This is a genomic window from Acinetobacter sp. GW821-FHT01E09, assembly GCF_059422385.1.
In genome coordinates this window covers 3,454,992-3,478,764 of sequence record NZ_JBWKWU010000001.1, presented here as the reverse complement: position 1 = coordinate 3,478,764, position 23,773 = coordinate 3,454,992, and the positions used below count along the sequence as shown (strand labels likewise).

At 41.2% G+C, this 23,773-nt stretch carries 16 protein-coding genes; 14 read left to right on the top strand and 2 right to left on the bottom strand.

The window, feature by feature from the left end:
- The 10 genes from AC07U8_RS15945 to AC07U8_RS15900 all read left to right on the top strand — a co-directional run bounded on the left by AC07U8_RS15945 (position 1) and on the right by AC07U8_RS15900 (position 13,351).
- Positions 1 to 975 (top strand): siderophore ABC transporter substrate-binding protein, encoded by a 975-nt coding sequence (locus AC07U8_RS15945; RefSeq protein ID WP_494738267.1) that lies wholly within the window; start codon positions 1 to 3, stop codon positions 973 to 975.
- Between the two features lie 143 nt (positions 976 to 1,118).
- Positions 1,119 to 3,347 carry a TonB-dependent receptor gene (locus AC07U8_RS15940; protein WP_494738266.1) on the top strand — a complete coding sequence of 743 codons (2,229 nt, stop codon included), beginning with the start codon at positions 1,119 to 1,121 and terminating at the stop codon, positions 3,345 to 3,347.
- Positions 3,348 to 3,636: 289 nt separating this feature from the next.
- Complete coding sequence (locus tag AC07U8_RS15935) at positions 3,637 to 4,695, top strand: ABC transporter substrate-binding protein (RefSeq protein WP_004823403.1); 1,059 nt, start codon at positions 3,637 to 3,639, stop codon at positions 4,693 to 4,695.
- A gap of 15 nt (positions 4,696 to 4,710) precedes the next feature.
- On the top strand, positions 4,711 to 5,421 hold the full coding sequence (locus AC07U8_RS15930; protein ID WP_004823402.1) for a class II aldolase/adducin family protein: 711 nt from the start codon (positions 4,711 to 4,713) through the stop codon (positions 5,419 to 5,421).
- A 32-nt stretch (positions 5,422 to 5,453) separates the two neighbouring features.
- Complete coding sequence (locus AC07U8_RS15925; protein ID WP_034610645.1) at positions 5,454 to 6,647, top strand: LLM class flavin-dependent oxidoreductase; 1,194 nt, start codon at positions 5,454 to 5,456, stop codon at positions 6,645 to 6,647.
- 12 nt (positions 6,648 to 6,659) lie between these two features.
- Positions 6,660 to 8,237 carry an ABC transporter substrate-binding protein gene (locus tag AC07U8_RS15920; protein ID WP_494738265.1) on the top strand — a complete coding sequence of 526 codons (1,578 nt, stop codon included), beginning with the start codon at positions 6,660 to 6,662 and terminating at the stop codon, positions 8,235 to 8,237.
- A gap of 2 nt (positions 8,238 to 8,239) precedes the next feature.
- Complete coding sequence (locus AC07U8_RS15915; RefSeq protein ID WP_154130560.1) at positions 8,240 to 9,391, top strand: ABC transporter permease; 1,152 nt, start codon at positions 8,240 to 8,242, stop codon at positions 9,389 to 9,391.
- Positions 9,388 to 10,236: an ABC transporter permease gene (locus AC07U8_RS15910; RefSeq protein WP_419285477.1), complete on the top strand. Its 849-nt coding sequence runs from the start codon at positions 9,388 to 9,390 to the stop codon at positions 10,234 to 10,236. Before AC07U8_RS15915 ends, AC07U8_RS15910 begins: the two co-directional genes overlap by 4 nt.
- 2 nt (positions 10,237 to 10,238) lie before the next feature.
- Positions 10,239 to 12,056, top strand: a complete 1,818-nt coding sequence (locus AC07U8_RS15905; RefSeq protein WP_494738264.1) for a dipeptide ABC transporter ATP-binding protein — start codon at positions 10,239 to 10,241, stop codon at positions 12,054 to 12,056.
- Between the two features lie 26 nt (positions 12,057 to 12,082).
- Complete coding sequence (locus tag AC07U8_RS15900) at positions 12,083 to 13,351, top strand: acyl-CoA dehydrogenase family protein (protein WP_494738263.1); 1,269 nt, start codon at positions 12,083 to 12,085, stop codon at positions 13,349 to 13,351.
- A gap of 201 nt (positions 13,352 to 13,552) precedes the next feature.
- Here the strand turns inward: AC07U8_RS15900 and AC07U8_RS15895 are convergent, their stop codons facing one another.
- Positions 13,553 to 14,608, bottom strand: coding sequence for an ABC transporter substrate-binding protein (locus tag AC07U8_RS15895; protein WP_494738262.1), 1,056 nt, complete (start codon positions 14,606 to 14,608; stop codon positions 13,553 to 13,555).
- A 286-nt stretch (positions 14,609 to 14,894) separates the two neighbouring features.
- Here AC07U8_RS15895 and AC07U8_RS15890 point away from each other — a divergent pair, with 286 nt between their 5' ends.
- The 4 genes from AC07U8_RS15890 (at position 14,895) to AC07U8_RS15875 (ending at position 22,521) form a co-directional block, all read left to right on the top strand.
- Positions 14,895 to 16,712, top strand: a complete 1,818-nt coding sequence (locus AC07U8_RS15890) for an ABC transporter ATP-binding protein (RefSeq protein ID WP_494738261.1) — start codon at positions 14,895 to 14,897, stop codon at positions 16,710 to 16,712.
- 2 nt (positions 16,713 to 16,714) lie between these two features.
- On the top strand, positions 16,715 to 18,547 hold the full coding sequence (locus AC07U8_RS15885; protein WP_494738260.1) for an ABC transporter ATP-binding protein: 1,833 nt from the start codon (positions 16,715 to 16,717) through the stop codon (positions 18,545 to 18,547).
- Positions 18,548 to 18,712: 165 nt separating this feature from the next.
- Positions 18,713 to 21,205 (top strand): TonB-dependent receptor plug domain-containing protein, encoded by a 2,493-nt coding sequence (locus tag AC07U8_RS15880; RefSeq protein ID WP_494738259.1) that lies wholly within the window; start codon positions 18,713 to 18,715, stop codon positions 21,203 to 21,205.
- A 53-nt stretch (positions 21,206 to 21,258) separates the two neighbouring features.
- Positions 21,259 to 22,521 (top strand): lipase family protein, encoded by a 1,263-nt coding sequence (locus AC07U8_RS15875; protein WP_494738258.1) that lies wholly within the window; start codon positions 21,259 to 21,261, stop codon positions 22,519 to 22,521.
- Positions 22,522 to 22,648: 127 nt separating this feature from the next.
- On the opposite strand, the gene AC07U8_RS15870 is transcribed toward AC07U8_RS15875, so the two are convergent.
- Positions 22,649 to 23,740, bottom strand: a complete 1,092-nt coding sequence (locus AC07U8_RS15870) for an LLM class flavin-dependent oxidoreductase (protein ID WP_434279103.1) — start codon at positions 23,738 to 23,740, stop codon at positions 22,649 to 22,651.
- Positions 23,741 to 23,773 lie beyond the last annotated feature (33 nt).

The window sequence follows — 23,773 nt, the reverse complement described above, 5'->3', positions numbered from 1 at the left end:
ATGAAATGGAAAAATAACGGCTGGACTCTGGCACTGAGCATGATAGCCGCAATCAGCTTATCGGGATGTGACAAAAAACCTGCTGCTGATGCGAACCAAGGCGCTCAAAAATTAGCAACCCCGATCATGGTTAAACATGAACTAGGAACCACCAGCATTGCCTATCATCCTCAACGTGCTGCGGTATTGGATATGAATGAAGCTGATTTTCTTGATCAACTGAGTATTCCTATTGCGGGTATGCCCAAAGATTATGTACCGCATTTTTTGCAAAAGTATAAAGATGATCAAAAGGTTCAAGATCTAGGTGCGATTGTTCAACCCAATATGGAACGGATTTACACACTCAAACCAGACATCATCTTAATGACGCCACTGCAAGCAAATCAGTATCAAGCGTTGAGTAAAATTGCTCCAACTGTGCACTATGACATCAATTTCAATAACAGTCAGCAGCATCACATTGAGGCGATTAAAGCGCATTTGATCACTTTAGGCCAGATCTTTAATCAACAGCAATTGGCGACGCAAAAAGTAGATGCATTGGATGCCAAATTAGCAGAAGTACGAAAAATAACTGCAAATCGTCCTGAAAAAGCTTTGGTGGTCTTACATAACAATGGTGCCTTTAGCAACTTTGGGGTTCAGTCACGTTATGGCTTTGTATTTAATGCATTCGGGGTAAAACCAGCCAGTACAGTGGTAGATACAAGTTTGCATGGTCAACCGATTTCTAGTGAATTTATCAAACAGGCTGATCCCGATATTTTGTATATCGTCGATCGTACAGCTGTCATGGAACATCGTCCGACGATTGATGCTGAGCGGATGAGTAATCCTTTATTACGCCAAACCAAAGCATGGAAAAATGGCAAAGTGGTTTTTGTTGATGCAGATGCTTGGTACATCACTGCGGCAAGCCCAACCTCCATGCATATTTTAATTGATGATGTCATCAAGGGGTATCAGCTATGAGTTAGGTCTTTACACGATAAATTTATAGCCAGATAAGCTCTAGCCAAAACACCCATACCGTGAACAAGTGACTACAGCATACTTTTCAATAAAAAAAGTGTGATAGGGAAACTTGTGCTTAAAAAATGAAAGGAAATTTGTATATGAAATATGGTCGTCGACTTTTTCAACACGCTTTGAAACCACAGCGCCGAGATTTAAGCCCGCAATTTAAACTGAAAAACTTGATTTCTGCTCAAATGTTGTTGGGTTTCGGACTAACTTTGGTGATTCCGATCTCAACAATTCATGCGCAAACACCTGATCTGCCATCATCAGATCAAGAGGCATTGCAAAATTTACCCACCATCCATGTACAAGCTGTGAATGAAAAAAACAGTGTTTTAGCGGGGCAGATTTCTTCGCAGAATAAGTTGGGTTTTTTAGGTGAGAAAGGCTTCTTAGAAACGCCATTTAATAACATTGGCTATACAGACCAATATATTGAAAATCAACAGGCAAAAGATATTACCGATGTCATTGCTAAAACCGACCCATCAGTATTTACCAATGGTGCCAGTGGCGGCTGGAGTGAAAACTACTATATTCGTGGCTTTGCTTCGAGTACAAGTGATATGTCAATGAACGGCATGTTTGGCATCACACCTTTTTATCGAACCTCTCCCGAAATGTTTGAACGAATCGAGGTCCTCAAAGGACCTACAGCATTACTCAATGGTATGCCGCCAGCGGGATCGGTGGGGGGCATGGTCAATTTAGTCAGCAAGCGTGCAGGCGATGATCCATTGCAACGTTTTACCGCGACCTATATGTCTGATTCACAGTTCGGTGGTCATCTCGATATTGGCAGATGTTTCGGTCAAAATAAAGATTTTGGTGTACGTTTAAATACAGTATATCGTGATGGAACAGGGGCAATTAAAGACCAAGATAAAAAAACAGCCTTAGTTTCTTTAGGTGTGGATTGGCGTGGCGAACGTGCACGTATTTCAGCAGATCTCTATACAGCTGAGGATCGAGTAGATGGTGTCAACCGTGGGATTAATTTACTCTCAGGGGTTGCGATTCCTAAACCACCAAAACCAGACACACTATTAAATCCAGAATGGTCTTTTGTTGAAACCAAAGATAAGGGCGCTATGCTTCGTGGCGAATATGACTTGAGTGATCGAGTTATGGCATATGCCACTTATGGACAAAGTAAAACTGATTATAAATATAATGGTGCCATGTCAGCGACCGTGCTCGACAGTCAAGGCAGGCTTGAAACCAAGATTGGTCAGTTGGCTTTTGACCTTGAAAAGAAATCAGCTGATCTGGGCATAAAAGGAAAATTTGATACAGGATCTATTGGTCACCAATGGGTTGTCAATGCAACGTATTACCAACATGATCAAAATGACTATGGGGTAAGAAATGTGGCTGGGGCTGAATGGATCACCAATCTTTATCATCCAGTTTGGGGAAATCCAGTTCGCTTTAATGCGCCACATATTTCTAAAACAGCATCTCGTTTAAACAGTTATGGGATTGCGGACACCTTATCTTTTGCTCAAGATCAAGTCCAATTGACCTTGGGTGTACGACAACAGAATGTGCTGAGTGAAGCTTTTAATATTGTTACAGGCAGTCGGACATCACGTTATGATGAAAGTGCCACCACACCTGGGGCTGCGATATTGTTTAAAGCCACAGCGCATATTTCCTTATATGCAAACTATATAGAAGGCTTAAGCCAAGGCTCAACCGCACCGTATACTGCGGCAAATGCGGGTGAAGTTTTTGCGCCTTTTAAAACAAAGCAAAAAGAGCTTGGGATTAAAATGGATTTAGGGAAATTCTCAAATACTTTGAGTCTGTTTGAAATTGAAAAACCAAGTAGCTATACCGATCCCGTCAGCAATATTTTTACTGCTGATGGCGAGCAGCGCAATAGAGGAATTGAATGGAGCTTCTTTGGAGCACCTATTGCGAATCTTCGTGTAATCGGTGGTGTTGCCTATATTGATCCTGAATTAACCAAAACTGCAGGTGGTAAAAATCAAGGCAATACTGCGACTGGGGTTGCCAAGCAACAGGCGAAATTAGGCATGGAGTGGGATATTTCGATGTTGCAGGGTTTAACCTTGACTGGAAATGCCACAGCAGTTTCAAAGCAATATATCAATCAGGAAAATACACTACATGCTTCTGGACGAACACTGTTTGATGTTGGGGCGAGATATAAGACCAATGTTTCAAGTTTTCCACTGAGCTTAGCTGCGAGTATCAATAACGTGACCAATAAGGCGTATTGGGGCATGCCACAATTGTCCAGTTTAGCCTTAGGTGCGCCTCGAACTTATATGCTGTCGGCTTCTATCGATTTTTAATTTAAGCGATACAGCACTATATTTTTATATGGTGCTGTATGTTGATTCAATGAGGCACTTTAAATCATATAAATCTGTTCAATCAAAAATAAAGCGGATGGGGGGCTCAAGGCAGGCTTGCTTAAAGCGCTGTTGATAAAACAACACTAAATCTAAAACAAGTGATGAAATCTAAACATTTATTAAAATTATATTTTGCATAAGACATTGAAAATTATAAAAATAAATATTGGCATAAAAGCTGCTCAATACAAGTGATATGAAATTGGAAGTATCTTAAGGAATACCTATGTCACTTGTCGTCGATAAAAAAGAAAATTCTAAAGAATTTGTAAAAAGTACTTTATCTGAAATTTGGGTCACACGATGTCCAGTACCCACTGCAACAGGAATCTCATTAAAGCGCGGCACCTTAGTCGAAAAATTTGAGCGACATGGTATTGATGTTGCGGTATTGCAAGATGCGCGTAAAGGCTTGTCTGTGCATCATTTTGATCATCAGCTTCCGGCTTTATTCCGTGAGGGTGGCAATGTACCTGCTTTGGCTGCACGTTCAGAAGGTGCCCCAAGTCGTCTGATTGGATTAACTTGGATTGATGAATGGCAAGTGATTATTGTTCGACCTGATTCAGCAATTCGTCAACCTGAAGACTTAAAAAATGCCAAAGTGGCTTTACCTGAATATGCCGATAAACGTGCAGGTAGTATTTTTAGAGCCATGTCATTGCAAGGTATTCGAGGGGCTTTACAACTTGCAAATTTAAGTTTTCGTGATGTTGATTTTATTGAAGTTCCTGAGCGAGCTGAATCGAAACAAGATCGTGACGCCAGTGCCTATTGGTCAGGCCTTGATGCCTTGATTACAGGTGAGGTCGATGCCGTATATGTCAAAGGGGCATCGGCTGTTGAGGCAGCCACCAAACGTGGTTTAAAAGTCGGTATCGATTTAGATCAATTTGCAGATGTGACTTCACGTGTGAACAACGGGACACCTCGTCCTATCACGGTACATGAAGATTTATTGGAACATCACTTTGATGTCGTCGTGGATTTTCTGGAAGAGCTTTTTGATACCGCAGACTGGGCAGAAGATCATTTAGATGAAGTGCTGGTTATTCTACAAGATGAAACCATTGCGGGTGCTGAAAGTGTGGCTACAGCGTATCGTAATAATTTCCATAAATCTTTACACCCTTCATTAAGTGAAGAACGCCTTGAGCTTTTAAAACAACAAAAAGATTTTCTTTGGTTACATGGCTTCCTTGAAAAAGACGTAGATCTTGATACATGGGTCGATCATCGCCCATTACTCGAAGTTTTAAAGCGTCGCCAAAATAAACAACGTTAAAACAGGATATTTATCATGACTACACTGATTCAATCGCCACTTTCCCCTGAACTCAATGATTTTATTGAATGCAACCGTGAAAAAGCTGAATTTGCATTTGAGGTGTTCCGTGAGACGGGCACAATCACTGCCAATGGCACGGTCAATTTTGTTGAACGCGCCCCTGAGAATACCTTGGTGACCTTTAACTATGCAGGTCCTTGGTCACGAGATAAAAAAAGCAAAGTACTGGTAGAAAAACTTGATGGTGAAGTTTTATTGGGACGAAAAGGTGCTGGTGGCCGTTATAACAAACTGTTTCGTGAACATGCAGATGTCACCACAATCTCTCATGTACATGCACCGAATTTAGGTGCTTGGGCTCAAACACACCGAACCCTACCGATTCGATATGTGCCTGTTCAGCGTTTTCATTTATTTAATGAATTACCGATTTATATCGATCGCCGTCAGGCAGAAGTCGATTTCATTTTAGATCAACTCAAGATTGATATTGAGCATCGGGCTATTTTGGAAGCCAATGGCGGTGCCACAGTTTGGGGGCGTCAAGGTCTACAGGAAACTGCTGAATTTATTTTATTGCTTGAAGAAGGTGCTCAAATTCAACTGTTAGCAGAACTGGTTGGAGGAAGTCGTGAATATGGGCAAGGGGTGTTACAGCAACAGTGGAAAATGAGCGGATTGACTGAAAAAGCAAAATCACTGGGATTACTTCCACTCCATTAGAAACATGATTTAAAACAAATATAGAGAATATTATGGCTGTAAAACTTTTATGGTATCTCACCTCTCCTGATGGTCCCTATCCTTGGTTGGAGTCGGGACGCTGGGATACCGATTATGAACATTTGCAACAAATTGCAATTACCGCAGATCGTCTGGGGTTTTACGGTTCGCTCATGGGTACAAGTGAGTATGAAACACTGGCGGTTGCTGCGAGTTTAATTCCTTTTACTGAACGCCTGAAGTTTTTGGTTGCACAGCATCCAGGTGAAGTTCAACCCGCAGTTTTAGCCAAATATGCACAAACTTTTGATGCATTCTCTCAGGGACGTTTGTTGTTTAATGTGGTCAATGGCAATGATCAGGGACTTGCCGCTTTGGGTATTCATTATTCACATGATGAACGCTATGACTTTAGTAAAGAATACTGGAGCACATTTCAACAGAATTATTTAGGTGATAAATCTGGTTTTCAAGGTGAGTTTATTCAAGTGGCTCCACGTCAAGAGGGTGCTTCACCGATGTCAAAATGGCATGGGGCAACCCAAAAACAAGGCGTACCGCTGTGGGGCGCTGGCACATCAGCGAAAGGGGTACAACATTCAGTGGAATTGCTGGATGTGTATTTAAGCTTTGCCAACACACCGCCGCTGCTGGGAGAAAAATTCAGTAAGGTTGCAAAAGAAGCCGCTAAAGTTGGGCGAACTTTGCAGTATGGAACTCGCTTACAAATTATTGTTCGTGAAACCGAAGAAGAAGCGTGGCAATACGCGCAGTCTCTACTCGATAAAATTGATGTGAATTATGCGATTGAAGCAGTAAAACGTCAGCTTCCACCCAATGAAACTTTTGAAAGCTATCAAAGTAATAACCCGATTGTTCAAAAAAATTTAGAACGCTTACGTCAGGGGATATTACCTCAAGCTAAAGATTTTGAAATTTATCCAAATATTTGGACAGGGCCATCACTGTTTGGTTTTGATATCTTAAATCCCGCTGCGGGGACCGCATTGGTCGGGAGCGCTGAAAATATTGCTCAACGTATTAAAGAATATGAAAGCTACGGTACATCTGCATTTATTTTGTCGGGTTTTCCTTTAATTACTGAAGTTTACCGTGTTGCAGACTTGTTGTTTCCTCTACTTGAGCTCGATCATGGTTTTGAGTTACCGAAGTTAAAAAAACGCTCCTCTGTAGATTCTCTGTTGAATCAAGAAACTGTGGTTTAAAAGGAGAATCCTATGAGTAAAATTACGCGTAGAGCATTAATTAAAAATACTGGTTTAGGTCTAGGTACGATTGCAGCAGCAAGCCTGATCGGGTGTTCTCGTTCCGATTCCTCAGCAGCAAATGAAGCTGCTGCACATACAAGCCAGCATGCCACACCGCAAAAAGGTGGAGTGATCAAAATTGGGGTGATTAATGGTAATCAAGCTGGAAATTTAGATGCCCATAAGCCGATTGGAATGTCGAGTGCCTTTAGAGGTTGGCCGTTATATGCCAAATTATGGGAGTGGGGGCGAGATATTCAACCTAAATTGGCGCTTGCTGAATTTGCAGAACCCAATGAGGATGGGACTAAATGGACGATTCGGTTAAAGAAAGGGCTTGAGTTTCATCATGGTAAAACCATTACAGCCGATGATGTCATTTTCTCTTTACGTCGTTTGACAGATCCTAAACTGGCGTCTCCCTTTGCGACTTATCTGTATTCACTACAGCGCGATGCAATTAAAAAGCGTGATGATTACACCGTTGAAATTCCATTTGCTCAAGACAAAGGCTTAGTAGCCTTACCTGAAGCATGGATGAGTTGGGGCGGTATTGTTCCAACAGATTATGATCCAATCAAGAATGTCGTCGGAGCAGGCCCGTTTAAACTGGAAAGTTTTACCCCAGGTCAACGTTCCCGTTTCGTACGTTTTGAAAATTATTGGAAAGAGAATCAGCCTTATGCAGATGCCATTGAAATTATAGATTTTAAAGACCAAACCGGGCGTCTTGCTGCTTTGCAATCAGGGCAAATTGATATTGCATCGGGTATTAGTGCCGAGCATTTATCTTTGATTCAAGCCAATAAACGACTGAGTGTTGTTTCATCTGAAACAGATGCTTGGCAATCCTTTGACATGAATACCACTAAAGCACCGTTTAATGATCCTCGTGTCAGACAAGCATTTCGTTTGATTGCCAATCGGGATGATTTAGTGAAACGGGCATTGGCGGGACAAGGGCGAATTGCCAACGATCTGTATTCATTTAGTGATCCTGTTTATAACCATGAAATTCCACAGCGTAAGCAAGATTTAGCCAAAGCTAAAACACTATTAAAAGCCGCTGGTTTTGATCAAAACTTAAAAGTTGATTTATATACAGGACCAGATAGCAATGCCGCCTTGGTGTTTGCGCAACATGCAGCGCAAGCTGGCGTGATTGTAAACGTTAAACAAGTTGAAGCTGCAACATTTGCAGATGCAGTCAAACAAGATTGGGCATTGAGTACAGGTTCAAATGTTTCTCGTCCATTTTTATTGACGGTATTGCAGATTGATGGACCCGGTGCAGCCAATAACAAAACCCGTTTTAATCAAGCCCGTTTTACGGAGCTGGTGCATCACGCATTGCAACAGCCTGATCTGGAAAAACGCAAAGTTCTGGTGCATGAGGCACAGCAAATTCAGCATGAACAAGGTGGCTTACTGATTTGGGGTTTTAACAATGTTTTAGATGCACATTCTCATCAGATTGGTGGTGTAACACCTGATCGAACCGGTTTTGCAGCATGGCGAACTGATGAGTTTTGGCGTAAAGGGGAGTGATGATGACGACTCAAGCCAGCAAAATTGAAAGCTCGATTCAACATCCAGCTATCGCCAAGTCGTTTGAATTTCCTGCATGGTTACCTTGGTTTTTGACCCGTATCGTGTCAGGAATTTTAGTAATTTTTGTGATTAGTTTAATTGTATTTATCGCGACTCAAGCGCTTCCATCTGACCCTGCACGGGTCATTTTAGGACCAGAAGCACCAGAAGCTACGGTTCAAATACTGCGTGAACAATTGGGGCTGACTCAACCGATATTGGTGCAATACTGGAATTGGCTGACTCAATTATTACAAGGTAATTTTGGACGCTCAATTGATTCTAATGTACCTGTGTTACAGATTATTCAAAACTATTTTGGTAATACGCTTGCTTTGAGTAGCTTGGTGGTGGCAATCACTGTACCGATTTCAGTTTTACTTGGGGTTTGGTTATCGCTACGTCGTGATAGCAAACTAGACCGAATCATTGTATCTAGCTCGATTATTTTTAAAGCAGTGCCCGGATTTGTCATTGCCATTTGGCTGATGATGTTATTTTCAACTTCGATCTTGCATGTATTACCCGCTGCATCATTGCTGATTCCTGGGCAGTCTCCGTTTAGCCAGTTAGAGTTTTTAATTTTACCCATTTTAACTTTAGCTTTATCGCTTATTCCTTATCTCATGCGTCTTGTGCGAGGCTCAATGATCGATGCCTTAGAGTCTGATTATGTCACTTCAGCACGATTACGCGGTATTCCAGAGCATCGCATTATCTGGAAGCATGTTTTACCTAATGCTTTAGTGCCTGTGGTACAAGGCACGGCATTGACTATACGGGTTTTACTCAGTGGGGCTTTAATTATCGAGGTTGTATTTAGTTATCCCGGAATTGGCAATGCATTGAATGCAGCAATTGAAATGCGGGATATTCCTACCATTCAAGCGATTGTGTTATTGCTGACCATCTGTGTGGTGGTGGTCAATTTAATTGCAGACTTAATGACCACTTTACTCACACCGAAAATACGCACTGCAAAAAAACATAAAGCCCGCTCACCTGGTTTACGTCAGGCATTACGTTTATGGAAATCTGGCCGACCGATTACGGTAAAGCCTGTCGATCGCCGTAATGCCTTGAAGAATATCAATTCAGGAGAGGGGAAATGAGTACACTTCATTGGTATCAACGTAAGTTTTTCAAAGCCTTGATTTCTGAGCGACAAGTCCGTTTTGGTTTTGTGGTGACAAGCTTAGTTTTGATATTTGCGCTTATTGGCCCAGTGCTGGTTCCTTTTGAACCAACTGCATTAGTGGGCATAACCTATGGTGCGCCTGAAGCACAGGCTTTTCTTGGCTATGACTATATTGGGCATGATGTTTGGTCTCGTGTATTAGCGGGCGGTGCTTCAATTATTTGGATGACCCTCGCTGCCAGTCTGGTGGCTTTAATTATTGGTTCCAGCTTAGGCATATTGGCTGCTTTTGCACGAGATAAAGTTGACCAGTTTGTGACTTGGCTTACCGATGTTTTTATGGCATTTCCTGATCTGATTTTAGTGCTATTAATCGTTTCGATGCTAGGGCGTGAGCCATGGCTGATTGTGCTCACAGTTTCGATTGCTTTTATTCCTGGGGTAGTACGTCTTGCACGAAGTGTTGCGCTAAATTTGGTTGAGCAAGAGTATGTAGAGGCCGCAAAAATTTTAGGTTATTCGAAAAGCTATATTTTATTCCGTGAAATCCTACCTAATATGCTGACACCCTTATTAATTCATCTTGGGGTGATGTTGACGTGGGCTGTTGGCATGTTATCTGGTCTGGCTTTTCTTGGTTATGGTATCGCACCTCCTGCAGCCGATTGGGGCCTGATGATTAATGAAAATCGTGCTGGGTTATTGGTTCAACCGTGGGCAGTATTTGCACCGGTGATTTTAATTGCTTTGTTTGCGCTGGGAACCAATGTGTTGGCTGAAGGTGTAGGGCGTGCCGCAGCGCGGATAGAGGAAAAGTAACCATGACAGAGATTTTAAAGAATACGGTACTACAGGTAAAAGACTTAACGGTGGCGTTGGTCAACACAGGCAATCATGTGGTTTCGAATATTTCTTTTCATTTAAACGAGGGCGAAGTCCTTGGGTTGGTGGGAGAAAGTGGTTCAGGTAAAACCACATTGTCGAGTGCGTTATTGGGCTATGCACGACATGGTGCCAAAATTATTCAAGGCACAATTGCGCTGGATGGACAAGATATCCTCAGTCTTGACGATCACGCCTTGCGTCAAATTCGAGGTTATAAAATCAGTCATGTTGCCCAAGATCCGGGAACGGCACTAAATCCCGCATTAACAATTGGACAGCATCTACTTGAGTTATTAGAAGTCCATCAATCACGCTTATCCAGTCGTGAAAGAAATCATAAAGTTGCTAAAATTTTAGATGAAGTGGGATTGCCTCAGGATGATGTGTTTTTAAAACGCTACCCTCATCAGCTTTCCGGCGGGCAACAACAACGGATTTTATTAGCATTGGCATTTTTGTTACAGCCTCGCTTAATTGTCTTGGATGAACCGACAACAGCATTGGATGTTACAACCCAAACTTTAGTGCTAAATATTATTCGTAAATTATGTCGCGAATATAATGTTGCAGCAATTTATGTATCACATGATTTGACTGTGGTGAAAGATATTGCAGATCGCGTAATCGTCCTGTATTCAGGCCAGATTGCAGAAGATGCCGCATTAAGTCAGTTATTTGAAACGCCAAAACATCCTTATACTCAAGGTTTACTCAATGCCATCCCCGATGTGTCGATTCGTAAATATTTATCCCCCATCGAAGGACATGCACCCTCACCGAATGACCGTCCAACAGGATGTGCCTTTGCCGCAAGATGTACTTTCGCTAGCGAATTATGTCATCAACAGCAACCGAAATTAACCCTGTTATCTCAAGGAGTTGATCCACATTTTGTTGCTTGTCATCATTGGGATGAAATGGGTGTGATCAATTTTCAAGAGCTTGATCCGCATCTGATTGAATTAAAAACAGATCAACAGGCACTGCTTAAAGTAGAACATATCAATGCTTGGTATGGCCAGCAACAAGCACTTTTCGATGTTTCTTTTCAAATACAGCGTGGAGAATGTTTGGCCTTAGTCGGGGAGTCTGGTTCAGGTAAAACCACACTGTCTAGAGTGATTGCAGGACTGAATGAAAATGCAGAAGGTCAGGTGATTTTAGCAGATGAAGTATTGTCCTTGCAGGGACAAAAACGTCAGTTAACACAACGACATAAACTGCAGTATATCTTTCAAAATCCATATAAAGCCTTGAATCCAGCACATACCATAGGACAGACACTCACTAAAGTGGTTCAGCACTTTTTTGCTACATCTCAGCAAGAAACTCAACAAAAGGTCGTTCAGGTACTTCAACAAGTATCGCTTCCTCCACAGGTTCAAGAGCTCTACCCAAGAGATTTATCTGGCGGAGAACGGCAACGTGTAGCGATTGCACGAGCGCTGTTATGTCAGCCTGATGTTTTGATTTGCGACGAAATTACTTCTGCTTTAGATGTGTCAGTACAAGCATCTATTTTAAAACTGTTGCAACAACTGCAAAAGCAAGGCGTAACTTTACTTTTTGTGACCCATAACCTTGGGGTAGTTCGAGCAATTGCTGATCGAGTTGCCGTTTTAAAAAATGGCCATCTGGTGGAATACGGTGAAACCGATCAAGTACTGAGTCATCCGCAACATGGGTATACCAAAACTTTGCTCACACATGCACCAAGCTTATTTAAGACTACAGCACAGCGTATCTGTGCATAAAAAACAAGAGATTTTCCGGAGTTAAAATGAACGATATTCAGCAACACAATTTTTTAGAATTGGGCAGTATAAGACATATTCAAAGTGAACAAGAAGCATTGGATATTGCCAAGGCAGTAGCAAAACAACTGACTGAATTTGCTCAAGATCCTCAATATAACAAAAGTGTTCCTTATGAACAGGCCCGCTTAATTTCAGAAGCAGGTCTGACAGCGATTATTGTTCCTCAACAATTTGGTGGTTTAGGCGCAAGTATTACTACTTTGGTTAATGTGGTAAAGATCATTTCATCTGCAGATGGTGGTGTGGGGCAACTTCTACAAATCCATTTCACCATGTTTCGAGGAATTTTAACGGGTTATGAGGATGATATTCGCGATCAATTATTGCGTGATGTATTGAGTGGTAAACGTTTAGGCAATGCACTCGCAGAAGTGGGCGGAAAAGATAAATTTCAGCATAAGACCCGTGTAGAAAGAAATTCACAAGGGCAGTTAATCTTAAATGGCAGTAAATTTTATTCCACAGGCTCTTTATTGGCCGAGTGGATCTCTTTATTTGCAGGCAGTGATGATGGACCTGTTTCGATCTTGATTCATCGTGATACGCATGGGGTAGAACTGCTCGATGATTGGGATGCAATGGGGCAAAACAATAGTGTCAGTGGCACAGTCAATTTTAAAGATGTTGTTGTCGATGAACGTTATGTTGCAAAGCGCAATACTGGTGGTTTAGGGACAGTGCTACGCACAGGTTTAACTTGGCCTCAGATTTTGCATGCAGCTATGGATACAGGTATTGCTAAAGGTGCACTTGAAGGGGGGATTGATTATTTGCAACAGAATGCTCGTCCTTGGGTGGAAAGTGGTGTCGACTCCCCGACACAGGAACCGCATATCATTAAGCAAATTGGCGAGTTTGCAGTTTTGGTCCGTTCAGCAGAAGCACTTTTAGATCGCTCAGCAGCGATTTTTGAGCAACATTTAACCAATCTGGAAGATGAAGCCTTACAAACTGAATTGATTTTATCCGTGGCTACCACACGGAGTCAGTCAGACCATGCATCTTTGAAAATTTCCAGTGAAATTTTTGGCTTACTTGGAGCAAGCTCTACTTTGTCAAAATGGAATTTAGATCGTTTCTGGCGTAATGCTCGTACACATACCACACATGATCCGATTCGTTGGCGTTTATATCATGTTGGAAATTATTATTTAAATAATATTCCACCTGGTGAATATAACTCTGTGCTTTTAAAGAAACAGGCTGAAAATGTGACCAAATTTAAGTCATAATTTGAGTTCGACAAAAATATGCTATTCGGAAACCTCATCCACAACTGTTTGAGGCAGTACTTAATCGCATATTTTTTTCGGTGAGAAGCAGCGTTTTGTGCGTTGAGAATAGTCAGAAGCTTTTGTATAGGCGATGCCTTAAATTTGGAAGCTGAAAAATAAAAGGTTGTCATCACGACAACCTTTTATTTTTTCGTATTGTTAAGCCACTTGTGCATGAATAGCAATGTCTTGTGCTAGCCATTCACGAACATTGATTTGAGCTGGAATAAACTTCCAGCGATAGAGAAAGTCACTAAGGTCTTGTAAGGCAATAATCGATGTTTCATCAAAATTGGTATTCAGCTTGAGATGTGCATCTGCGCCATAAGCTGCATGGACCCATTGTTCACTGCTATTACATTCTTTAGCCAGATAGCGGTGAGTTTCATCTGCATGCACATGCGCCCATTGTTCAGCTTGTAAAACCGCATCGACGATGGATTGAGCTTGTTGTGGATATTGCGATAGAAAATCTTCATCCACAGTTAGTGTTCGAGGGGTACCATTATTTGAACGTAGGATAGGGTCGGGATGTGAACCAATATCAATAATGGTATGCAGGGCAAAATCATGGGCAATTTGTGCTGCATGTGCGCCTTTTAAAAAGATGGCATCGACATCCCCTTTGATTAAAGCCACAATCTCTGCACTTGCGCTCAGTTTATTACCATTGCTAAAGAAACTCGCATCATTTTCTTCGGTATGATTTTGCTGTTGCGCCACTAATATATCAGCACGCAGACAATCCACCAGTTCCAGATCACTGACCTTAAGATTTACTGTTTTTAATGCATTTTCTAAACCGCGAATGGCTTGAGCACGAGAGAAATCGATGATGGCATCTTGATTCAGTGGGAGCCCAAAGCGTTTACCTTTTAGATCCTCAACCGTCTTAATTTGGGAATCATATCGAGTCAGCAGTAATTGGACTTCATCTGCCCAAGATAAACCGATGACTTTGGTTTTTTGTCCAGAAGCATATGCCCAAATTGCAGGAATACTGCCACCATGCCGAACTGAATTGGCAAGGGTATGGTTAAAATGTGAGTTACGAACCTCTTTTGAGTTCGATTCACGAATTGATTTAATTTCAATTTGTTGCTCAATAAATTTTTCTTTTAGCCAGCCTTTTTGAATTGAGATTCCGAGCCCTGTAGGAACTGGACAGCGTGTATACCAAAGTGTATTCAATGGTTGCGTTTGAAGTGTTGTCATTGTGACATCCTGTTGTGATTTGAATGCTTTAAAGCAATATTGATGCCATTGTTTAACTTGTTAATATTTAAAATATATTTTTAATATCTATTTTTATGATGTTGATATATCAAATATTGTTGCAATAACAACAGAGAATAAGTGCGGATGTTTTAAATCAAACATCTCATCAAACATGTTTTTTAAAAAAACAATATAAAACAGTGGATTAAAATATTTATGCCTTTGAAAAATTTGGCATAGATCTCGCAGTGAGCTATAGATCTTTAGTTGTTGTTTTATTTTTATGTTTAAAAATTATCCACTGCTGCGAAGTTTGGCCTTATATCGTTTTATGCCATTTCGCTTTGTATTGACGGCAACATTATTTGTCCTTGCCAATTTTGGTTTAGCACTACAGCAATATTCAATCGGACATGCGATTGATACGCTAAAACACAGCCAACCTGAAAGTTTATTTCAACATGCTTTTACAGATCCGTTAAATCCGTGGTTTTGGTTTATTCTACTGACAGGTATCGCTTTACTTCGTGCCATTATTCAATATTTAGCGGGTTTAAGTGCCTTGACGATCGGGCAGCAATTGTTAAGTATTTTAAGAGAAAGAATCTTTAGTCAGGTCCAGCATTTAGATGTTTCATGGCACTGGAAACACGGATTAGGTGAAGTTTTATCAAGAACCACCCGAGATTCAGATAAATTAAAAGAAGCTTTAATTAATTTTTGGCGACAAGTGTTTGAATCCAGTCTAGTGGTCGCCGCAACAGTCGGATTGTTGTGTTGGTATCATCCTTGGTTGGGGATCGTCCCGCTTATTTTTATTTTTCTAGGCCTAGCAGTGCTGTTTAAACTGACCAATCAGTTGGTGGTGCTGGATCATCAAGTTGCCTATGCCTATGAAAAAGTCAGTGATACTTTGGCTGAAAGCGTCAATGGCATTCGAGTGGTCAAAGCCTTTCAACTTGAGGAAAAGCTCTTACAACGTTTTGATGCTGCAGTTGATAGCTTTATTCGTCATTCTATTCAAACCATTCGCACCAGTGCACAACGCTTACCGATTCCTCAAATGATTATTGCCTGTTCTTACTTATGGGTGATTGGGTTTGGTGGTTACTTAATTGGACAAAATCAATTACAGATTGGGCAATTTGTGGCTGCTGTACTTATGGCAAATTTATTGGTGTTTCGTATTGAAAGTATTGGACAGGTCTTACATATTTTTGCAGATGCACGTTCATCGGCAACTCGAATATGGCAAATGCTAGATGAGAAATCGGCAATTGTAGATGCTGCACATGCTTTGCCACTACAAGGGGATGCTGATGGGGATGAAGGTTTAAATATTCGATTGGAAAATGTCAGTTTTCAGGATCGAAGCACAGAAAAGTATATTTTAAAACAGTGTAATGTTGAATTCCGAGCAGGTGAAATCGTCACCATTGTGGGGAAAACTGGAGCGGGTAAAACCACACTGATGAACTTGCTCAATCGTTTTATCGATCCAACCGCAGGGCAGGTCTGGATTGGTTCAGATCAACGCGGTTGGCTCAATCTTAAAGATCTTAGTTTGGTTAACTTACGTCATATGGTTCAGATTATTCCGCAAGATAATTTCTTTTTCTCAGGAACCTTGGCGGATAACTTAAAAATAGCCAAACAGGATGCGACTGAACAGGAGATGCGAGACGCGTTGCATTTGGCTTCAGCATCTGAACTGTTACAGCGACTCGATGCTGGTCTGGAGACACGAATAGGGGACAAGGGAGTCACCTTATCTGGAGGGCAAAAACAACGGATTGCACTGGCACGGTCAATTTTAAAAAACTCGCCAATCTTGGCGCTTGATGATTCAACCAGTGCTTTAGATTCCACTACAGAAAAACAAGTATTACAGCGTTTATCAGGCTTGGCTGACAATAAAAATCAGCTCAAAAGAACCATTCTGATCAATTCAAATAAACAGACCACGATTTCTTTATCAGATCGCATTATCGTATTAGATCAGGGACAAATTCTTGCTCAAGGGAGCCACACAGAATTGCTCCAGCATTGCGTATTTTATCGGGAGTTGATGGGCTTTCAAAAAGCGCAACAGGAGATTTAAGCATGAATACCACGGTTAAAAATTTCCGTCCGCTGGCGAAAATCTCTGATCTGCAGATCGAAGAAAACTTAGCAAAAACCGCACTACATCGCGGAATGTTAAAAAAACTCATTCCTTTGCTTTATCCGATTCGTTATTTAATTCTGGCCATGATCTCAGTAGAAATCTTACAAGTGCTGAGCATCTTTGTACGTCCATGGGCAGTCAAGTACATTTTAGATTCTGGATTTCAGCAAGTGGCTGGTAAACTGGTGTTGTATCAGCCAGTACTTTTTATAGCAATTGCTATTCTGGCATTCAGCTGGGTGTGTCGTTTTGGATTAGCAGGTGTATCAAAATACTTGTCTGGAAAAGCGGCTTTAAGTGTCATTAATGATCTAAGACGTTCATTATTTCAACATATTCAAGCTTTAAATATTGGTTATTTTGATCGAACTAAAGCCGGCCGAATTATTTCACGAGCGGATCGTGATGTGGATACTTTAGAACCAGTATTGATACAAGGACCACCTGAACTACTTTCTGCGATTTTACGTTGTGGATTAGCATCTGTGCTTTTGTGGCATATCTATCCCCCATTTTTCTGGTGTTTATTTGCAACTTTGCCGATTTTATTGACAATGACTGCAATATTTAAAAAGTCATCACAACGGCATTGGGGACGGGTTGCCGAAGAACGCAGTCGATTTACTGCACATTTGGTTGAAACGGTAAATGGCGCCAAAATTATTCAGCAATTGAATTATAGTGAAACCAATCAACAGCGCTATCAGCAGCTCTTAAAAGATTTTAATGATTCTATTATTTATGGAAGTAAGCGGACCAGCTGGTTTGCCCCATTTACTGGATTGCTTTCGACAGTGGCAACCGCAGTTTTTATTGTGATTGGAAGTTATGCTTATAGTGAAGGTGTCATCAGTATTGGACAGTTTGCCGAAAGTATTTTTTATGTGTTTTTATTCTTGGCACCTTTACAGGAATTGACCGATTTATTTGAGCGTTATGCCAATGGTGCAGCGTGTGCACAACGGATATTTCTACTTTTAGATACCCAATCTAGCATTCAAGATGCACCACATGCGTTGAAATTAGGGCAACTTAACGGGCATATTCGTTTTCAGTCTGTAGATTTTGCTTATACCACCAAAGCTGTTTTACAAAATTTTGATTTAGAGATCGAAGCTGGAACGGTGGTTGCGATCGTGGGGCCGACAGGTCATGGTAAAAGCACGATCGTTCAGTTACTGACACGGTTTTATGAGCCTCAGCAGGGGGGGATTTTCTTAGACCGTTATCCGATACAGGATATCCATCTGGACAGTTTAAGACAAAATGTCAGTATTGTTTTACAGGACAATGTCTTGTTTAGCGGCACAATTTTAGACAATTTACGTTTAATTCAACCCGAAGCTACAGATCAACAACTGATTCAGGCGATTGAAGAACTTGGTGCAGATGATATTCTAGGACAGCTTCCTCATGGTTATTTTACTGAAGTTGGAACACTCGGAAAAAATTTAAGTCATGGGCAACGCCAACTTGTTTGTCTCGCACGTGCATATTTGGCTGATCCTAAAATTTTAATTTTAGATGAAGCGACCTCTGCGATTGATATTTATACGGAACAGAAAATCCAATATGCCCTTCGACGCTTATGTAAAAATAGAACCTGTATTGTGATCGCACATCGCTTAAGTACCATTCAAGAAGCCGACAAAATTGTGGTGATTGAGAATGGGGCTGTAGTGGAACAAGGTTCTCATGAACAAATGATTCAACAGCAACAATCTTACTATCAGTTGTATCAATCTTATTTACACAATCAACTTGTATAAGCTTATGCGCCACTAGCAAATCTGTGGTTTTATAAACATTTTTTCGAATCATTGTTTAAATATAAACAATGATTTTTTATTTTTAATGACAAGTTTTTGATATTCAATAATAAAAATTTTGGCATTGGCTTTGCTATATCGGTGCAGATCGTTAAGGAAGCTTATATGCGTACATATTTTTCTCAATTCATTCTTCATTCTTCTGTTTTTGCGTTCAGTACACTTACCGCCTCAATCACTTTGGCAAATGAACAAAGGCCTGTATCAGAAAAAGAGGATGTCGTGACATTGCAATCAGTTGTTGTAACGGGTTCTCGGCGAGCTATCAATAGTGCTTTAGAGGCTCCTGCTCCAGTAGACATTGTGACAGCCAAAGAACTACAAGAAACAGGGGCAGGTGATCTTGCAGCTGCATTAACACGCTTATCGCCGTCAGTGAGTTTACCAACATCACCTGCGGGTGGTTTCGGTGCATCGGTGCCGCCGAGTATTGCATTGCGAGGTTTATCTGCAGATCAAACCTTAATTTTGATCAATGGTAAACGTCGCCATACAGCGGCTTACTTCACTCGACAAGCGTATGCTGGGGGGAGAGGTGCTGCGGTAACAGATTTAAGCCTAATCCCGATTAGTGCCATTGAACGTATAGAGATTTTACGAGATGGTGCCGCAGCTCAATATGGTTCTGACGCGATCGCGGGCGTGGTTAACATTATATTGAAATCACGTGATCATGGTGGTGGCGTGAGTTATCAAACTGGAGGCTATACACAAGGGGATGGTGAACAGCATAAAATCAATCTTTGGAAAGGCTTTGAATTACCCAATGATGGTGCTTTAACTGTTGCCGTAGATTTAGGAAAGCGTGAAGCTGCAAGTAATACTGCACCAGATACGCGAACATTTTATGATGGTTCAACCCCAGCCCAATATACCGAGCAGAACACACCATTTAGAACTTGGAAATTTGGTTCTCCTGAACAAAAAGACCAAATCAATATCACTGCGAATTTAGATTTACCTTTAACTGATGAAATTGCCTTGTATGGTTTTAGTAGTTATGGGCATCGTAAGACCATCGGGGAAAATTTTTATGAACCTCCAACCACCAAAACAGTACTGAATCAATCCATTTATTTTAAGCAACGTTATCCTGATGGACGCTCACCTTTGAGTTTAGTCAGTGTGGATGATTTTGCGACCACGTTTGGGGTTAAACAAGGCAACCAGACTTCAGGAAAATATGACCTGTATGCCACTTATGGACAAAACAAAGTCAGTACTGAACAAGGCAATGGTATTAACCCAAGTTATGGTGCAGATTCACCCTCTCATTATGATTTAGGGGAAAACATTTTTGCCCAACTCAATACAGGACTGGACTATAGTCGTGATTTTGCAATTGATGGTTTAGCCAGTCCATTGACTGTTTCGACGGGAGCGCTATACCGTTGGGAACAATATAAACAAAATGCAGGCGACCCCATTGCCTATACCCGTGGACCCTATTTTAATCCAAGTACGGCTTTAGGTACGGGTATCCCAGGTATATACGCGGGTATTACAGATCAAGACCAACGCAAAATTAGTCGAGATGTGTACGGCATTTATTTGGATCTCGAAGCCGATATTGTAAAAGATTTAAATGTTGGTGCTGCTATTCGAACAGAAAAATATTCAGACTTTGGTTCGACAACCAACGGCAAACTCTTTGCCAAATATGATATTTCTCCGCAGTTGACCCTTCGTGGATCTGTCAATACAGGTTATCGCGCACCGTCATTAGCCCAGCAAGGATACTCCGCTTATAGTGTACAAACGGTGCAAACTCCGACAGGTTGGCAAGATGTACAGCAAAGGACTTTAGTTGCGGGAAGTGAAGCGGCTTTACTGATTGGTGGAACTTCACTTAAGCCTGAGAAATCGACCAATTATTCTTTAGGTTTGGTACTCAAACCATTTATCAATACCTCTGCAACTTTAGATCTTTATCAAATCGATATTCGAAATCGTATTTTACTTTCTGACAATATTACTGGCAGCGTGATCAATAATGCTTTTGCAAATACGCCGTATGCAAATATTGCCAATGTGGCGTTTTTTAATAATTTATTAGATACGCAAACGCGTGGTTTGGAGTTCGCGTTAAAACATGATCTTGATCTTGAACAATATGGCAAGTTAAAGCTGAATTTAGGCTTGGCTTATCATAAAAATAAAATCACTGACAGCCGAGACTCAATCACTGCAAAAGGTGAGCGAATTCCAGTCTCTAGTATTGCTGGTCGAAATACCCAAAGCCTAATTGAATCTACAGCGCCAAAAACCAAATTAGCATTGGGGGCACTTTGGTCAAATCAAGCGTGGAGTATCAATGCCGCAGTCCGTCGTTATGATAAATGGACCACTTTAAATAATACCAATACTTCATTGGATCAGACCTTTGATCCGCAATGGATTGTTGATTTGGACTTTGGCTACAAAGCAGATGCATGGGTAAAAGGGCTGAAATTCAATCTGGGCGCAAACAATTTATTTAACAGTTACCCAGACAAAGCCAAAGACTCATCTGTAGGGAACATCGTCAAATACAGTTTTAATGCGCCAGAAGGTGCCTTTGGAACGTATTTATATGGCCGTGTAAGTTACGACTTTTAAATTAAAAAATAAATTTTTAAAACAGTTTTTAAATAGGTTTCAAGGTCATGAAAATGCAAAATACTTTTATATCTAATGTGGTTAAATCCGTTTTTGTCGCAAGCATACTAACGTCTGCTGGAATGGCAAATGCCCAGCAAGCCCCTCAGCCTGAAGATCGTTATGGGGATGGACGTGTTTCAGCATTTTATACATGGAAAGCTGCGATTCCAGAACAAGCTGGAAAACTCTTAAAGACAGAGGACATCAGCAACCCTTATATCCGTTTGGACAATGATAGTACGGCCATTCGTATTTTATATAGTTCAACAAGTGGACGGGATAGTAAGACTCCCATTGTGGTTTCTGGGACAGTACATCTTCCTAAAGGTACGCCACCGAAAGAAGGTTGGCCTGTTGTGTTATGGGCACATGGTACGGTTGGTCTAGCAGATGCCTGCGCACCTTCTTGGAATGGACGATCTTATCGAGATGTACAATATTTAAACCGATGGTTAAAAGAAGGATTCGCTGTAGTAGCAACTGACTATGAAGGACTTGGTGTGGCTGGCCCGCACTTGCTGATCAATAATCCAATGCTTGCTTATAGTATTTTAGACAGCGGTCGAGCTGCGCTTAAAACGAAATTACCTCTAGCAAATCGTTTTGTTATTGTGGGGCAATCTCAAGGTGGGGCGGGGGCTGTTTCAGCTTCAGCTTATTCAGCAACCTATGCACCAGAGTTAAATATTAAAGGATCTATTGGCACAGGGGTGATTTATCAGGACCCAGAGGCAACAGCTGAAAAGAATCAGTTAAAGTTAAATCCTTATGAAGTCAGTCCATCCTTAGCATATGGTATTTATAGTTTTTTAGTGACGCAAAGCTTATTTCCTGAAATCAAAACTGAAGATATTTTTACCGCTGAAGCAGTGCCTTTGGTGGAACAAGCAAGAAATGCCTGTTTGACCAGTTTTATGGGAGATATTCAAACAGCAGGACTTTCACCTGCGCAAGCCTATAAGGCGAATCCACCATCGATCTATAAAAAATTACTGGAAAAACAATCCAATGATTATGGTTATTACCCGACCTTAAAAATCAATCATCCATTATTTATTGGCACTGGGGCAAATGATCGTACACCAGATGCACGTAATCAAATGAAGTTGGTGGCGGATGCATGTAAGGCAGGTACAGTCGTTGAAGGGCATTTGTATCATGGATTGGGACATAGTGAGACAGTGAATGCTTCCCTACAAGATTCTGTTCCATTTGCCAAAAAGGTGATTGCAGGGGAGAAGATTCAGTCCATTTGCAAACCAGATTTACAATAGAAAATCAGAAGAAAATAACCATCCCTCATAATGATGCTCATGGTTATGACAAGACCTTAAATTAGCAAGCAATAAAAACCGCTCATTCAATCCGATTAAATGAGCGGTTTTTATTTAGCTTGAGGACTTAGGCAATCTGTTTGTTTCGCTTGGCCGCCTCAGCTCGTACCGCAGGAATAATATAACGACCATAGTCCACAGTATCGTAAATTGGATCATAACCACGATTTAAAAAGGTGGTGACGCCCAGATCTACATAATCAAGTAATGCGGAAATAATCGTATCAGGCGTTCCGACAAGGGCGGTGGTATCACCATAGGCCCCAACTGCGCTTGCAGTTGGCATCCATAAGGCTCGGTCATGGCGATCACCTTGTTGTGCTGCTGCCAGTAACCGTTGTGAACCTACGCCTTTAATTTTATGTCCCGAAAGTGAGCCATTATTTTGGAACGTTGGATTTTGCTGAATATCAGCTAAAATTTGTTGTGCACGTTGCCATGCGAGTTGTTCTGTTGGCCCAATAATAAGACGTACTGATAAACTGACCTGCGGCTGTGGTTTATTGGCTGCTTCTGCTGCCTTTTTAAGTTTATTTATCTGTTCTTTCACGCCCGCTAAAGGCTCACCCCAAAGCGAATAAAGATCTGCATGACGCACAGCGATATCGTAGGCAATATCCGAAGAACCACCGAATGAAATCGGAATAGAAGTTCCATTGACCGGTTTTAAAGGGCAGAAAGCATTTTCCAGTTTAAAGTATTTGCCTTCATAGTGAATCGGTTGCTCACTTTTCCAAAGCTTTTGGATGATATCTAGATATTCACCCGTGCGTTCATAACGTTGAATTTTATCAACAATATCATCACCTTCTTGAGGTTCGGCGGTAATCCCCGTAATGGCATGTAAACGAATGCGTCCTCCGCCAGTGGTATGGTCTAGTGTGGCAAAGGAACGTGCAGCCAGATTAGGCGTCATCAGCGCAGGGCGATGTGCAATCATAAATCCAAGTCGTTCAGTCTGTTGTGCCAGATAAGCTGCGATTTGGGTACTATCAGGGCTACTTGGTCCATTGGCGATTAAAACTTTATCAAAGCCTGCATATTCATGTGCACGAGCATGATAACGTAAATATTCGAGATCAATTTTATGACCAATTCGGGTTCCTTTGGTTTCAGACCATTGATTTGGAAAAACCATACCCACAAACTCTATGCTCATCACTTAACCTATGCTGTAAATTTTAAATAAAAG

Coding starts and splice junctions, on each gene's coding strand:
- AC07U8_RS15945 (WP_494738267.1), top strand. CDS start 1: ATGAAATGGAAAAATAACGGCTGGACTCTGGCACTGAGCATGATAGCC.
- AC07U8_RS15920 (WP_494738265.1), top strand. CDS start 6,660: ATGAGTAAAATTACGCGTAGAGCATTAATTAAAAATACTGGTTTAGGT.
- AC07U8_RS15875 (WP_494738258.1), top strand. CDS start 21,259: ATGCAAAATACTTTTATATCTAATGTGGTTAAATCCGTTTTTGTCGCA.
- AC07U8_RS15915 (WP_154130560.1), top strand. CDS start 8,240: ATGACGACTCAAGCCAGCAAAATTGAAAGCTCGATTCAACATCCAGCT.
- AC07U8_RS15870 (WP_434279103.1), bottom strand. CDS start 23,740: ATGAGCATAGAGTTTGTGGGTATGGTTTTTCCAAATCAATGGTCTGAA.
- AC07U8_RS15880 (WP_494738259.1), top strand. CDS start 18,713: ATGCGTACATATTTTTCTCAATTCATTCTTCATTCTTCTGTTTTTGCG.
- AC07U8_RS15910 (WP_419285477.1), top strand. CDS start 9,388: ATGAGTACACTTCATTGGTATCAACGTAAGTTTTTCAAAGCCTTGATT.
- AC07U8_RS15935 (WP_004823403.1), top strand. CDS start 3,637: ATGTCACTTGTCGTCGATAAAAAAGAAAATTCTAAAGAATTTGTAAAA.
- AC07U8_RS15890 (WP_494738261.1), top strand. CDS start 14,895: ATGTTTAAAAATTATCCACTGCTGCGAAGTTTGGCCTTATATCGTTTT.
- AC07U8_RS15930 (WP_004823402.1), top strand. CDS start 4,711: ATGACTACACTGATTCAATCGCCACTTTCCCCTGAACTCAATGATTTT.
- AC07U8_RS15940 (WP_494738266.1), top strand. CDS start 1,119: ATGAAATATGGTCGTCGACTTTTTCAACACGCTTTGAAACCACAGCGC.
- AC07U8_RS15895 (WP_494738262.1), bottom strand. CDS start 14,608: ATGACAACACTTCAAACGCAACCATTGAATACACTTTGGTATACACGC.
- AC07U8_RS15925 (WP_034610645.1), top strand. CDS start 5,454: ATGGCTGTAAAACTTTTATGGTATCTCACCTCTCCTGATGGTCCCTAT.
- AC07U8_RS15900 (WP_494738263.1), top strand. CDS start 12,083: ATGAACGATATTCAGCAACACAATTTTTTAGAATTGGGCAGTATAAGA.
- AC07U8_RS15905 (WP_494738264.1), top strand. CDS start 10,239: ATGACAGAGATTTTAAAGAATACGGTACTACAGGTAAAAGACTTAACG.
- AC07U8_RS15885 (WP_494738260.1), top strand. CDS start 16,715: ATGAATACCACGGTTAAAAATTTCCGTCCGCTGGCGAAAATCTCTGAT.